The organism is Bacillus sp. EB106-06-01-XG163, from assembly GCF_058791615.1.
Genome location: NZ_JBYTDS010000019.1, coordinates 20,027 through 32,677 on the forward strand (window position 1 = coordinate 20,027; position 12,651 = coordinate 32,677).

The 12,651-nt window shown below is 45.9% G+C and carries 13 protein-coding genes and 2 tRNA genes; all 15 read right to left on the reverse strand.

The window, feature by feature from the left end:
* Positions 1-110: 110 nt before the first annotated feature.
* The 15 genes from AC3WTF_RS17905 to AC3WTF_RS17975 all read right to left on the reverse strand — a co-directional run bounded on the left by AC3WTF_RS17905 (position 111) and on the right by AC3WTF_RS17975 (position 12,640).
* A tRNA-Glu gene (locus tag AC3WTF_RS17905) sits at positions 111-182 on the reverse strand.
* Between the two features lie 7 nt (positions 183-189).
* Positions 190-266: transfer RNA gene (locus AC3WTF_RS17910), tRNA-Met, on the reverse strand.
* 157 nt (positions 267-423) lie between these two features.
* On the reverse strand, positions 424-810 hold the full coding sequence (locus AC3WTF_RS17915; RefSeq protein WP_004264630.1) for a S1 domain-containing RNA-binding protein: 387 nt from the start codon (positions 808-810) through the stop codon (positions 424-426).
* Positions 811-890: 80 nt separating this feature from the next.
* Positions 891-1,268, reverse strand: coding sequence for a cell division protein DivIC (gene divIC, locus AC3WTF_RS17920; protein ID WP_004264632.1), 378 nt, complete (start codon positions 1,266-1,268; stop codon positions 891-893).
* 17 nt (positions 1,269-1,285) lie between these two features.
* Positions 1,286-1,921, reverse strand: coding sequence for a spore cortex biosynthesis protein YabQ (yabQ, locus tag AC3WTF_RS17925; protein WP_007409935.1), 636 nt, complete (start codon positions 1,919-1,921; stop codon positions 1,286-1,288).
* Positions 1,918-2,220: a sporulation protein YabP gene (gene yabP, locus AC3WTF_RS17930; RefSeq protein WP_004264638.1), complete on the reverse strand. Its 303-nt coding sequence runs from the start codon at positions 2,218-2,220 to the stop codon at positions 1,918-1,920. The genes yabQ and yabP overlap by 4 nt, the downstream gene beginning before the upstream one ends.
* Positions 2,221-2,298: 78 nt before the next feature.
* Positions 2,299-2,559, reverse strand: a complete 261-nt coding sequence (locus AC3WTF_RS17935; RefSeq protein ID WP_007409934.1) for an RNA-binding S4 domain-containing protein — start codon at positions 2,557-2,559, stop codon at positions 2,299-2,301.
* A gap of 1 nt (position 2,560) precedes the next feature.
* Positions 2,561-4,036, reverse strand: a complete 1,476-nt coding sequence (gene yabN / locus AC3WTF_RS17940) for a bifunctional methyltransferase/pyrophosphohydrolase YabN (RefSeq protein ID WP_007409933.1) — start codon at positions 4,034-4,036, stop codon at positions 2,561-2,563.
* Positions 4,026-5,606 (reverse strand): putative polysaccharide biosynthesis protein, encoded by a 1,581-nt coding sequence (locus tag AC3WTF_RS17945; RefSeq protein WP_047935109.1) that lies wholly within the window; start codon positions 5,604-5,606, stop codon positions 4,026-4,028. The genes yabN and AC3WTF_RS17945 overlap by 11 nt, the downstream gene beginning before the upstream one ends.
* A gap of 168 nt (positions 5,607-5,774) precedes the next feature.
* Complete coding sequence (spoVT, locus tag AC3WTF_RS17950) at positions 5,775-6,311, reverse strand: stage V sporulation protein T (RefSeq protein WP_004264646.1); 537 nt, start codon at positions 6,309-6,311, stop codon at positions 5,775-5,777.
* A gap of 136 nt (positions 6,312-6,447) precedes the next feature.
* Positions 6,448-9,981, reverse strand: a complete 3,534-nt coding sequence (gene mfd / locus AC3WTF_RS17955) for a transcription-repair coupling factor (RefSeq protein WP_007409931.1) — start codon at positions 9,979-9,981, stop codon at positions 6,448-6,450.
* 69 nt (positions 9,982-10,050) lie between these two features.
* On the reverse strand, positions 10,051-10,281 hold the full coding sequence (fin, locus tag AC3WTF_RS17960) for an anti-sigma-F factor Fin (RefSeq protein WP_004264650.1): 231 nt from the start codon (positions 10,279-10,281) through the stop codon (positions 10,051-10,053).
* A 61-nt stretch (positions 10,282-10,342) separates the two neighbouring features.
* Positions 10,343-10,909 (reverse strand): aminoacyl-tRNA hydrolase, encoded by a 567-nt coding sequence (gene pth, locus AC3WTF_RS17965; protein ID WP_015239025.1) that lies wholly within the window; start codon positions 10,907-10,909, stop codon positions 10,343-10,345.
* Between the two features lie 84 nt (positions 10,910-10,993).
* Entirely contained in the window at positions 10,994-11,602 is a 609-nt protein-coding gene (locus tag AC3WTF_RS17970; RefSeq protein ID WP_014416724.1) for a 50S ribosomal protein L25/general stress protein Ctc, read from the reverse strand.
* A gap of 84 nt (positions 11,603-11,686) precedes the next feature.
* Entirely contained in the window at positions 11,687-12,640 is a 954-nt protein-coding gene (locus AC3WTF_RS17975) for a ribose-phosphate diphosphokinase (RefSeq protein ID WP_007409928.1), read from the reverse strand.
* Positions 12,641-12,651 lie beyond the last annotated feature (11 nt).

The following is a 12,651-nucleotide window of genomic DNA, read 5'->3' on the forward strand; positions in this document are numbered from 1 at the left end:
CGACGCTTTCTCCCTTGTTCCCCTTTCCTTTCGTATTTCCTCCGACATTTCTCAAAAAGTTGTCTAAATATGAAAAAATCGGCTTCTGCAACAGAAGCCGATTCGCTTGATGACCCGTACGGGATTCGAACCCGTGTTACCGCCGTGAAAGGGCGGTGTCTTAACCGCTTGACCAACGGGCCATATATATGGTAGCGGCGGAGGGGATCGAACCCCCGACCTCACGGGTATGAACCGTACGCTCTAGCCAGCTGAGCTACACCGCCATATAGGTGCTTATAAGCACAAGTTATATAATACAAAGGTTTCTTCATTCCGTCAACAGAAACTTTGAAGTTTTAATTTTCTGACTATAATGGCGCATACAAAAAAAGCACCCGCTGGGATAGACGGATGCTCCATGTATTTATAGAAAGCAGCAAGTTATCCTCTTCTTGCTCCGCGCCCTCCACGTTTTGATTCCGTGTTTCGTTTTAAAGATGATAAGCGGTCTTCGCTATCTTTAAGAAACTTGTTCATTTTCTGTTCAAAAGATTCTTTCGGACGGAAATCATTTCTAGGTCTGGCTTGCGGACGGTCTTTAGCTTTTTTAATTGATAAACCAATTTTCCCGTCTTTTTCAACGTTGATGACTTTCACTTCAACTTGATCGCCGACTTTTAAATGCTCGTTAATGTCTTTAACATAATTATCGGCTACCTCACTGATATGAACGAGACCGGTTGAGCCTCCAGGCAATTCAACAAATGCTCCGAAATTTGTAATACCTGTTATTTTCCCTTGCAACTTGCTGCCAACTTCAATCGACATAAAAAAAGTGCTCCTCCTTAGGCTTATAAAAAGATCGTTTGTTTAATTATACCTAAATAAAAATTTAAGTGTCAACAAGGCTACTTGCTCTTCTTTTCTACATTGAAGAGAATCTCACCATTTCCTGACATAAACAAGTCTCTTCTGGCAAGCTCTGTGACGTAATCCTCATCCTTTAATTTGGAAATTTCATCTTTTAAATCAGCCTGTTTCGCGTTCAATTCTTTCACTTGTTTTTCCAGCTGAGCTTTCTTTTCTTCGTTTGCGCTAAGGGAAGAGGTCTGTGACCACAGAGAACCCGCTAAGACAATAGCCGTCAACAACACAAGGGCGCCGAATACGATCAACCGTCTGAAAAGCCCTTTCCGCCTTCTTTTCATAAGCTGGGATTGCCGTTCAACCTGCTCTTTATAGTCGTTTTGGATTTCAGTTATTGTACGTTCTCTAGATAGATTCAAACCAGACGGTCCTCCTTTCACCTTTTCAAAATACGTATCATGGTCGATCTGATTGTTATGATTAGTTTCTTGCTCTTTTGTAAAAATCCTGCACTTTTTTGAAAATATCGTTTGAAAGTAAGACGCCACTTTTCAGGAAGAAGTTTCAATAATTGTTTCAACAGGAAAAACAGCGGATACAGCAAAAACGTTACGATCTTAAAAAGACACTTCGCAAAAAAGGCACTCACCCGATAGGAGTATAAAGAAATAACCGTGATCAGCCCGATGAGCAGCTTAAAGAGCAGAAGCACCGGACGGAACAGCACGTGCTGAATGAGCTTTTTTGCGAATTGGTAAAGAGACACCGCAAGATGAATGGCAAATTTCAATATTTTTATATACATTCGTTTAAACAGGCTTTGGTACGTCGCAATCCCCAGTAAGACAGCCAAGAAAATGTATACCCTGAGTTCCCCTTCATTCACGTTGAGCAGCACATAGAAAAACAGCAGACCTTGTACAATCCAAAAGAGAATGTCATGAATGAATAACAGCCATCTGGCCGTTTTGGCGCGGCTGACAAACAGCCTGTATGTATCAAGCGACGCTCCGAGCCAGGCGCCCATACCGGTCATTGCCAGCATCGTATAAAATTGGGTGGTCAGCGTCATTTAAACAACTTGCTAAAAAACCCTTTAGCTTTATCCCCTTGCTGCTCGTCTAAATATACAAGGTCAAACACCCTGCCTTTTATAGATACAATCCCTTTTTCCACATCAAGATTTTTCATCTGCAGGTTCTCGCCTCTGACGGAAAGCATTCCCATAACCGTTTCCAGCAAAAACTCTTCGTTGTCAAAACTTTCTACATGCTTGACGCCCGAAATGTCTAAATGCTTTCTCCCTTTCATCGTTACATCATGCTGTTCCGGAACAGAAGAAGAACCTTTTTGCTCATAATATGAATTCATCTATTCAGCCCCCATATCCTCGATACTTTTAGCATTATTACTGCATTGTATGAGACGGGAGCCTTGTTTAGAACAAGCCTATTCGCCGAGTTTTTCTTCCTTGACGATTGTATACATGCCCGCGGCTTCTTCTTTTTTCGTTGTTTCTTTCAATTCGTTTACCTTCACGGTGACAAGCTTCTGGCCGAAGCGGACCGTCAGTTCATCGCCGGCTTTTACGTCTGAGCTGGCTTTCGCCTGATTCCCGTTAACTGTGATTCTCCCTTGATCGGCGACCTCTTTCGCCAATGTGCGGCGTTTAATTAATCTGGATACTTTTAAAAACTTATCAAGTCTCATATCAGAATCTCCTCTCCATTTCTTTTGCTTCATCCCACAATTTGTCCATTTCCTCAAGTGACATTGCGGTCAATTCAAGTCCCTTTGCTGCCGCTTCTTTCTCAATATAAGCAAAGCGTCTGCGGAATTTGTCATTTGTCATGGCGAGCGCTTCCTCAGGCTCAATTTTATAGTATCGGCCGATATTGACCAATGCAAATAAAACATCGCCGAATTCAGCTTTTAAGCTGATTTCATCTGCTGATTCGGCGGAAGCCTCTGCAGAAAATTCCTTCAGCTCTTCATTTACTTTATCCCATATATCCTGAACGTCATCCCAGTCAAAGCCGGTTTTTGCGGCTTTTTTCTGAAGCTTGGCCGCTTTTGCAAGAGAAGGCAGTGTTTTCGGCACGGCATCCAGCAATGAAGTGGATGTTGTTTGCTTTTCCGCCTTTTTGATTTCTTCCCAGTTGGCGACGACATCATGTTCATCCTGAACCTTAACATCCTTAAACACATGCGGGTGCCGTCTGACCATCTTCGCACTGATGTCTCTGATGACATCATCAATTGAGAAATACCCCTCGTCTTCTCCGATCTGGGCGTGCAGCATAACCTGAAGCATGACGTCCCCGAGTTCTTCTATCATGTGATCCGTGTCCTCTTCGTCAATGGCCTCAAGCAGTTCGTAGCATTCCTCAATCATATATTTCTTTAATGACTGGTGTGTCTGCTTTTGATCCCACGGACAGCCGTTCGGCCCGCGAAGCTCGCGAATAATACTTCGGAATGCAGAAAATTCCTGGTAAAGGAGTTCTTCTTTTTTAATCGGCGGAACATACACGCTTGTTAAGTTATTTATTTCTACATTGCGGTCAAGCTCAAACAAAGGCACCTTGGTCATCTTTTCTCCCTTGCTTCCGGCTGCCGTGACGATGACCACTTCATAGTCGTCAGGCAATTTCTCCATAAGCGTCAGCTTCACCTCAGAGGCCGTCATTTGGTCATAAACCTGGCAAATGATCAGGTGATGGCGGAGTTCGAGCTCATCCGGCGTCATTGTTTGCGCATCCGTAAATTGAAACCCTTCAATCGGATCAATTCGCAATGCATTAAAAGTGGCATCCAAAAAGCTTTGCCCTCCGGCAGTATGAACAGCTACCTGTTGTTCTTCCCGGCGTTCAAATAACAGCTGAACGGTTTTCTCAGCGACAAACGGATGTCCGGGAACAGCGTAGACGACATCCTCTTGCTTCGCTTTTTCAAACAGAATGTCCGCGATCTCTTCATAGACCGCTTCAAACTGATCATGTTTTTCATAAATATCATCAAAATACCGGATGTCCGCTTCCGTCTCTTGCTCTAATTCCGGAATCAAAGGGTGGTCTTTCGTTCTTATATATAAATGCTTCGCCTGAGTCAGCAGCTTATGTATGCCCACTGTCAACTGATCCATGTCTCCGGCGCCGAGGCCGACGACCGTAATGTTACCTGCCATGTTTTTCTCTCCTCTTTTTCAATTTGCTTAAAGCACTGCCGAAAGGAAGGCCGCTCAGCTCTTCGTCCGTGAAAATCTTCATTCTTATCATACAATAAATAAACAATAGCCCTCCGATGACTGACGCAGACAGACTCTCACATACAGCTCCGGCCCTGCTGACGGGAACAAATAACTGCCATAGCTTCATATATACGAGCAGAAAGAAGACCATCAGCAGACTGCACCAGCACAGACGGACAATCACGCCGCCGATATTCGTCAGCCAGCCCTTCGACCAAATTCTCCGGAGATTCAGGCACGCAACTGCGGCAAATGCCAAGACGGTCGCCAGTGCCGCTCCTGTAATACCCCAGCCGGGGACCAGCCAAACATTCAGCACCCATTTCAGCGCCCCTCCCGCCAAAACGGATACGGCGGGGAAAACGGTATGTCCCGCTCCTTGCAGAATCGCGGCTGCTGTAAGCGCAATCGAGGCAAAAAAGATAGATAAGCTGAATATTTGTAAGGTCTGCGTCCCCTCACTGTTTTGGAAAAGCATGATATTCACCGGCTCTAAAATGCAAAAAAGCCCGGCTGATGCACCGATCCCTACCGCAAGGCAGAGCTTGACGGCTGATGTCGCTTTCTCTTTTATGATAAACGGCTTATTCTCATGCACCGCTTTTGAAATTGAAGGAACCAATGACGCGGCGATACTGACGGCAAACACGGTTCCCAGCTGAAGGAGCGGCTGTCCGCGGTCATATATGCCTTTCAGCTGTTTCGCGGCATGGCTCTCCGTCCCGTCTGAAAGCAGTGAATATAAGTTTAAGGCGTCTACAAGCTGAATCAAAAGCATGAGTACACTGCTGATACAGATGGTGACTGAATAAAGCAGCAGCTTTTTTACAATGACGGCCGTTGCGATATGTCCGCCGTCTTTCTTGGTTTCTTCCCGCTTATACCAGAAAACAGCCAATACACAAAGGGCTGCCAAGCTTCCGGCAATTGATCCCGAGGCCGCCCCCGCACCAGCGGCGTATAATGAACGGCCGCTTTTCAAAAGCCAGAAGGATAAACCGAGAAGCACCGCCACGCGAAGAAGCTGTTCCGTAATCTGGGATAAGGCTGACGGCATCATATCATGCACGCCTTGGAAATACCCCCGGAAAACCGCCGTAAACGGAAACAGTATGAAAGCGAACGCCGCGACCCTTATCAGCATCACAAGGCGGGCGTCACCCATAAAACCGGCCAACGGCGCCGCGCCGACATACATGAGCGCAAACAGAACAAGTCCGGCCGCCGTGACATAAAGGGCGGAAATTTTCATTATTTTTTGTTTATGATCGCTATAATCGTTCATTAATTTTGAGATGATAACCGGAAAACCGGATGTTGACAGCATGACCGCGATCCCTAAAAACGGATACACCTGCTGATAAATGTAAAATCCGACGTCACCGACAATATTCTGAAAAGGAACCCTGTACACGGCGCTTAATATCTTCGTCACGATACCCGCAACGACGAGCACAAAAGCACCTTTCCATGCCGATTGCCGCTTGGCGCCAACTGAATCGTTCATCCAAAAGCTCCTTCCAGCCGCTAGAAAATTACGTCTATAAAACGAGCTTATTATATCACAATCCTAACGGCCGAACCGATAGAGAGCACATATGAATATGAAAAAGAACAGCACTTGTATAAGGGCTGCTCTTTCTCCGTTTTCTTATTTCAATAATGGTAATAAGACCTACTGCTCCATTTGTCTCGCCAAAAAACTGGCTGCCGTTTCTACCGCTTTATGTTCTACTTCTCCAAGTGCCTGTTCCTTGGAAAAGATGACTACGGCACCGATAGGATCGCCATTTGCCACGATCGGAGCTATTGTATAGGAGCTCATATCTTCATCAATGTCATTAACAAGCTGCGCGGACTTCACGTCGTTTTCTACCACTGAGCTGCGCTGATCCATCGTTTTTTCGAGCAAATCGCTGATGGCTTTGTTCAGAAATTCTTTTTTCGAACTGCCTGAAACGGCAATATACGCGTCACGGTCGCAAATCAAGACGGAATGGCCGAGACTGTCATACAAAGCATCTGCATATTCCTTCGCAAAATCGCCAAGCTCACTGATAGGAGAATATTTTTTCAATATAACTTCTCCGTCGCGGTCAACGAATATTTCAAGCGGGTCTCCTTCCCTGATTCGCAGTGTTCTCCGAATTTCTTTAGGAATGACGACCCGTCCTAGATCATCAATACGACGTACGATACCTGTAGCTTTCATCTCTCTGGTGCCTCTCTTTCATGTGATGATATTTAAGGGAAAGTACTAAAGCTCTTTACTTTATGTAGCTTCCGCCACTCGCTTGAAATTAGTATCCGTCACATCAAATGTAATATACACCAGAGAGTAACAATTTTTATGAAGACGCGATTGTTTCTTTCTTCACATCCTGAAGGCCTTTCAGCATGCCGAGCACGGTCTCCAGCCACTCTTCCGTTTTGCGGCCTTTCGTCTGTACTGAGATTTTCAGCTTTTTCCCTTCCATTCCCAGTCCGATCTGCCGGCCGTATTTATTGCCGAGTTCGAACAATTTCTGGCCGTCAATCTGTGCGCTGGCCTCTTCAGAAATGGTAAATCTGATCGCGTCTTTATCCTGCTTGATGAGTTCGACGCGTTCATATTTTCCGTATACCTTCATCTCAGCAACCGTAAACAGCCATTCAACCTCTTTAGGGTAGCTGCCGAACCTGTCGATGATTTCATCTTGAAGCTCATTTTTCTCCTCAATTGTGGCGATTGACCTGAACCGTTTGTACATGTCGATTTTTTGCTTGCCGTCTTGTATATAGTTTTCAGGAATATACGCGTCAAGCTCGATATCGATTTCTGTCTCAAACTGTTCGCTTTTCGGAATATCGCCTTTCCGCTCTTCAATCGCTTCCTTGAGCATTTGCGAGTACAGGTCAAAACCGACTGAGTCGATAAAGCCGTGCTGCTGGGCGCCGAGAAGGTTCCCCGCTCCCCTGATCGTCAAGTCACGCATGGCGATTTTAAAGCCTGATCCCAGCTCGGTAAATTCTTTAATCGCCTGCAGCCGTTTTTCCGCCACCTCAGTGAGCACTTTGTCTCTGCGGTACGTAAAATACGCGTAAGCGACGCGGTTGGAACGGCCGACCCGTCCTCTCAGCTGATACAGCTGAGACAGCCCCATTTTGTCTCCGTCGAACACAATCAAGGTATTGACATTTGGTATATCTACGCCTGTCTCAATAATAGTCGTGCTGACAAGGACGTCTGATTCCCCTTCCAGAAAATTGAGCATGACGCTTTCCAATTCATTTTCGGTCATTTTTCCGTGGGCATATGCCACTTTCGCATCGGGAACAAGCATGGAAATTTCATCAGCCTTCCGCTCGATGTCATCCACGCGGTTGTACAAGAAATATACCTGTCCTCCGCGCGCCAGTTCTCTTTCGATGGCTTCCCGCACAAGCGCGCCGTTGTATTCCACGACATATGTCTGAACAGGGAAACGGTTTTCCGGCGGCGTTTCAATAACAGATAAGTCCCGCACACCGAGCATGGACATATGAAGCGTGCGCGGTATCGGCGTCGCTGTAAGAGTCAGCACATCGACATTGGCTTTGATCTGTTTGATTTTTTCCTTATGCGTTACGCCGAAGCGCTGCTCTTCATCAATGATGAGCAAGCCGAGATCTTTATAGACGACGTCTTTAGATAAGAGCCTGTGGGTTCCGATTACGATGTCTACCGTTCCGTTTTTCAGGCCTTTAATCGTTTCATTGGATTCTTTTCTCGTTCTGAATCGGCTGAGAAGACCGATGTTAATCGGATAGTCCTGGAAACGCTCCATAATGGTTTCATAATGCTGCTGCGCGAGTATTGTCGTCGGCACAAGAAGCGCGACCTGCTTTCCGTCGGCGATCGCTTTAAAGGCCGCTCGGATGGCTACCTCCGTCTTCCCGTAACCCACATCACCGCAAAGCAAACGGTCCATCGGGCGCTCTCTTTCCATATCCTTTTTAATCTCCTGAATGGAACGGAGCTGGTCCTCTGTTTCCTGATAAGGGAAAGCAGATTCGAACTGCCGCTGCATTTCATGATCCGGCGAGAACGCATAGCCCTTGCTTGCTTCCCGTTCCGCATAAAGCTTAATCAGATCATCGGCAATATCCTGAACGGAGTTTTCAACTTTTTTCTTCACCCGTTTCCATTCACTGCCGCCCAGTTTATAAAGCTTCGGTTCTTTTCCTTCAGAGCCGACGTACTTCTGCACCTGGTCGATTTGTTCTACAGGGACGTACAGCTTATCGCTGCCCTGATAATGAATGTTGAGGTAATCTTTATGAATGCCTTTGATTTCTAGTGTTTCGATCCCCAAATACTTACCGATCCCGTGGTTGACGTGGACGACATAGTCGCCGACCTGAAGCTCGGAATAGCTTTTGATCCGTTCGGCATTTGTCAGCTTCTGCTTTCTCGGCTTTTTCTTGATTCGGTTTTTGAACAGCTCTTCCTCCGTAATGACGGCCAGCTTCATCAGCGGCAGTTCAAAACCGGATTGCAGCTCGCCTTCCATGACATAGACCTGTCCTTGCACAAGCGCTTTGGAGCTGTCCGTTTTTGCGGCTTCAATTTCGTAATCGGCCAGCACGGATGCCAATCTGTCGGTTCTGTCCTTATTTGCGCCTAAAAAGACGACGGTGAAGTTTGATTTCTTAAAGCGCTCCATTTCACCTGCGAGCACATTCATCTGCCCGTGAAAACTCTGCATCTGCCGGCTTGTCACATTCACGATATTCTGAGGGCTTGTATGCTGGACATGACGCAAAAATAATGAATAATAAATAGCCGGGCGCCGCTTTTCGCTCATAAGCTCCTGAAAGCTGAAGGATAAATGAATGTCATGCAGAATTTTCCCTTCCTCGAGCAGACTTGTCATAAATTCGGCCTCTTCTTTTTGCAGCTGATCCTCCATTTCATGAATGCGGCTGACCTCGTCTAACAGTAACAACGTGTCTGCCGGTGTATAATCTAGCAAACTAGCAGGTTTTTCGTAAAAGTACGAGAGATACTTCACAAGTTCCTGATCAGTCTGTCCCGTTGATAACCGTTCTTTATCATGTGAGATATTGATATGAAGCATTTCCTTTTGTTTGTCCTGCTTCAGCTTTTTCAGACTGTCGGCAAGCCCTTTATCGAGCCTTTCCATCGCCCGGGCTTTTTCTTCCGCCCTGATGATCAATTCCTTCGCCGGTCCGATCGCCACATGTTTGAGCGTCTCAATTGATCTCTGGTCATCAGAATTGAAGCTTCTGATGGAATCGACCTCCGTATCAAACAGTTCAATTCGCACCGGATGCTCCGACGTCAGCGGATAAATGTCGATAATTCCGCCGCGAATACTGAATTCACCGGGTGCAGAAACCATATCGGAACGCTCATACCCCACCTCTACAAGGCGCGCGGACAGCTGATCCGGTTCTATTTCGTCTCCGAGTGAAATGACGAGCTGGCTGCTTTTCCACAGCTCCTTCGGCGGAAGCATTCTTCTCACTGCCGCAACGGGCGCCACAACGACCGGCGCTTCTCCGTTTGTTAATCTATTAATGACATCAAGCCGCTGAGCGCGCAGTTCAGGGCTCGCTACCGCAATTTCTGAAGAAATCAATTCATTCACGGGGTATAAAAAAACAGATTGATCCCCGAGAAGCGCCGTCAGATCTTCCGTCACTTTTTGGGCCTGATATAAATTATGGGTGATAAAGAAAATCGGCCTTTTCGTTTCCTGTGCAAGGGCGGAGGTAAAAACAGAACGCGCGGAACCTGACAGACCCGCAAGCAGCTGTTCCTTCAGCCCCTCATGTAAACCGTTGACAATGGATTTAAAATCATCGCTTTCTTTAATAAAGGTTTGAATGTTGTCCATATGGGCCCTCCTCTCTATTTTCTGCAAGAACAGAAAAACGCTTTGGTCTAGAATCTACACCAAAGCTTCTTATTGAATAAATGTGTTGTGTTCATGGTAGTGCGGATTGCGCTCCAGCGCCTCTTGGCAGTCTTCACAAATTGTAAGAACATGGACATCTCCATTGTCTTTATATGAAATCATATCGTTTCTTTCCTCATTTGTTAAGTGCTGAAATCCAAGTGACTGTGTCGGCACCGTCGAATATTCCAGGCTCCCTACCTTAAAGCCGCAGTGGCGGCAGAAATAATGCAAAGCCATACGTTGGACCTCCTGATGTGAAAAAATCATTTTTCCCTAGTATGGTCTCCCATTATTTATCTTATACATTTGCATTAAATTCGTTCATGACTTCTAAAAATGGTTTCGTTAAGGAAGCTTCGCAGGCTTTTACGGTTTTTGAGACGGCATCATTGATATGCGGCGCTTCTTCCTTCGTAAAAGCTCCCAGTACATAGTCAACGACTTTCATTCCGTTGACGGGGCGGCCGATTCCGATTCTGACCCGGTCAAATTCAGGGGTTCCGAGGTGCTGTATAAGCGATTTAATTCCGTTATGTCCGCCTGCGCTCCCCTTCGTCCGGAGCCTGATTTTTCCCGTCGGAAGATCAAGGTCATCGTATATGACTTTCAGATCTTCATGATCGGCATCATAATAATCCAGTAGCGGCCGCAAACATTCCCCTGATAAATTCATATATGTAAGCGGTTTAACAAGTAGAACTTTTTTTCCGGAAACAAAACCGATTCCGTAAAGTCCGTTGAATTTCGTTTTATTCAATTCAATATTCCATTCTTTAGAAAGCTCGTCAATGGCCATAAAGCCGACATTATGTCTCGTGTTCTCATAGGTTTTCCCGGGGTTACCGAGACCGGCAATCACAAGCATCGTAAATCCTCCCTCAACATCGCTGTAATTCTTCTCATTCTAGCACAAAAGACGTAACCTCGGGCGGGTTACGTCTTAAAGCGCTTATTGATTTTCTCCTTCGGGCTCTTCCCCAGGAGACGGTTCTGCATCTTCTTCGAATGCTTCCTGCTTAGGAGGAAGGATGGAAGCCACGACTTCTTCCGGGTCGTTTGTAAATGTATAATTGCCGTCAGCAGTCAGATCTGCGATGGTCAGCACATCATTCATCTCAAGTCCGGAAATATCAACATTGATTGTCTGAGGGATGTCCTTCGGTCTGGCCTTAATCGAAAGCTCATGCAGCGGCTGCTGGATGACGCCTCCGTCTTTGACTCCCTTCGCCTCTCCCGTCAGCTGAATCGGCACCTCGGCCTCCAGCTCCTCACTCATATTCACGACTTGAAAATCGGCGTGCGTCAATTCGTTTTTGAGCGGGTCTGTCTGAAGATCAGTCACCATAACCGATTGCTGATTTCCGTTGACATCAATTGTGATAATCGTGTTTTTTCCTTCGTCCCGCAATGTTTTAAGCAATTCGACACTGTCTAAAGAGACAGGCGTATTCGTTGTTTCTTTACCGTATATAATCCCTGGAACATGTCCTGAATGACGGATTTTCCGAAGCGTCGAACGTTTAAAATCTGTTCTTTCATTTGCTTTTAAAGTTGCCATATTCAGCACCATCCTAATTATCGTTTTATCGTCCTATTAGAACAATACCCACAATAACTGGGATTTAAACCTTAAAGTTTCGGTTTAGCTGAATAAATAGCTGACAGATTGTTTCTCGTGAACGCGGATAATCGCTTCAGCCAGAAGCGGTCCGACAGAAAGCTGCTTAAAGCGTTCGATTTTTTTCTCATCAGGAAGCTTAATGCTGTTCGTTACGACAAGCTCCTTGATTTTAGAGTTATTGATCCGCTCAACGGCAGGACCTGACAGTACAGGGTGCGTACAGCATGCATACACTTCTGCAGCTCCGTTTTCAACCAGCGCGTTAGCGGCAAGTGTGATTGTGCCGGCCGTATCAATAATATCATCGATCAGAATCGCTGTTTTACCTTCCACGTTACCGACGATGTTCATCACTTCTACCTCATTCGGTCTAGGACGGCGTTTGTCGATAATCGCGATCGGCGCTTTCAGACGGTCCGCAAGTTTGCGGGCGCGCGTCACACCGCCGTGGTCAGGAGAAACAATAACAATATCTTTCAAGTCTTTACCTTCAAAGTAATGGCCTAAAATCGGAACACCCATTAAGTGGTCAATCGGAATATCAAAGAAACCTTGAATTTGCGGCGCGTGTAAATCAAGCGCGATCACGCGTGTCGCACCCGCTGTTTCAAGCAGGTTTGCAAAAAGTTTTGCCGTAATCGGTTCACGTGATCTTGCTTTTCTGTCCTGGCGCGCATAACCGTAGTACGGAATGACAATGTTGATTGTTTTCGCGGAAGCGCGCTTTAAAGCGTCAACCATAATCAGCAATTCCATGATGTGCTCGTTGACCGGCGCACTTGTAGACTGAATGATATAGCAATCACAGCCGCGAATACTTTCTTCTATGTTGATCTGGACCTCTCCGTCACTGAATCTTGTAACAGAGCACTTTCCTAATTGAACCCCTACATTATCCGCGATTTCTTTTGCAAGTTCTGGATTTGAATTCAAAGAAAAAATCTTTAAATTCTTATCTCCGTATTCGTTAGACATGGTAAACCTCC

Coding starts and splice junctions, on each gene's coding strand:
- AC3WTF_RS17915 (WP_004264630.1), bottom strand. CDS start 810: ATGTCGATTGAAGTTGGCAGCAAGTTGCAAGGGAAAATAACAGGTATT.
- yabQ (WP_007409935.1), bottom strand. CDS start 1,921: ATGACGCTGACCACCCAATTTTATACGATGCTGGCAATGACCGGTATG.
- yabP (WP_004264638.1), bottom strand. CDS start 2,220: ATGAATTCATATTATGAGCAAAAAGGTTCTTCTTCTGTTCCGGAACAG.
- AC3WTF_RS17935 (WP_007409934.1), bottom strand. CDS start 2,559: ATGAGACTTGATAAGTTTTTAAAAGTATCCAGATTAATTAAACGCCGC.
- yabN (WP_007409933.1), bottom strand. CDS start 4,036: ATGGCAGGTAACATTACGGTCGTCGGCCTCGGCGCCGGAGACATGGAT.
- AC3WTF_RS17945 (WP_047935109.1), bottom strand. CDS start 5,606: ATGAACGATTCAGTTGGCGCCAAGCGGCAATCGGCATGGAAAGGTGCT.
- spoVT (WP_004264646.1), bottom strand. CDS start 6,311: ATGAAAGCTACAGGTATCGTACGTCGTATTGATGATCTAGGACGGGTC.
- mfd (WP_007409931.1), bottom strand. CDS start 9,981: ATGGACAACATTCAAACCTTTATTAAAGAAAGCGATGATTTTAAATCC.
- fin (WP_004264650.1), bottom strand. CDS start 10,281: ATGGCTTTGCATTATTTCTGCCGCCACTGCGGCTTTAAGGTAGGGAGC.
- pth (WP_015239025.1), bottom strand. CDS start 10,909: ATGCTTGTGATTGCCGGTCTCGGTAACCCCGGGAAAACCTATGAGAAC.
- AC3WTF_RS17970 (WP_014416724.1), bottom strand. CDS start 11,602: ATGGCAACTTTAAAAGCAAATGAAAGAACAGATTTTAAACGTTCGACG.
- AC3WTF_RS17975 (WP_007409928.1), bottom strand. CDS start 12,640: ATGTCTAACGAATACGGAGATAAGAATTTAAAGATTTTTTCTTTGAAT.